Below are 526 nucleotides of genomic sequence, written 5' to 3'. Positions count from 1 at the left end.
TTGTGATACTGCGGAAAAGCCTGTTTGGATACACCGTTTATTTGCCTATATAATCCATTTTTCCCTTTTCAGACGACCTCTTATGCTCAGCTACCGCCACGCCTTCCATGCCGGCAACCATGCCGATATGCTCAAGCATTTCATCCTTTTCCTGACGCTTGATTACTTCAATCAGAAAGACAAGCCCTATTGGTATATCGATACCCACAGCGGCGCAGGCTTATATGATTTGAGTGGCAACGAAGCGCAGAAAGTCGGCGAATACAAACAAGGCATCCGGTTGCTCCAAGAGGCGGAACATCTGTCGCCCGAGCTGTCCGCCTTTATCGCCCGTCTAAAATCCATACTCCCGCAAGAACAGCTCTATTGCGGTTCGCCGTGGCTTGCCCAAGCCCTGACGCGCCACAGCGACAAACTGCGTTTGTTTGAGTTGCATCCTGCTGATTTCCAACATTTAAAAAACAATATGGAAGAAGCGCGTTTGGGCAGACGCGGGCAGATTGTGCAGACAGACGGTTTTCATGGT

1 protein-coding gene is annotated in these 526 nt (G+C 49.6%); it reads left to right on the top strand.

Annotated elements, in window-relative coordinates:
- Window positions 1–82 precede the first annotated feature (82 nt).
- A partial coding sequence (gene rlmJ / locus ACTHUR_RS17945) for a 23S rRNA (adenine(2030)-N(6))-methyltransferase RlmJ (RefSeq protein ID WP_440400093.1) occupies window positions 83–526 on the top strand: 444 nt, incomplete at its 3' end.

This window comes from Neisseria sp. P0021.S007 (assembly GCF_051956855.1).
Note: the sequence above shows the minus strand (reverse complement) of the source record. Positions and strands in the feature narration are given on the sequence as shown.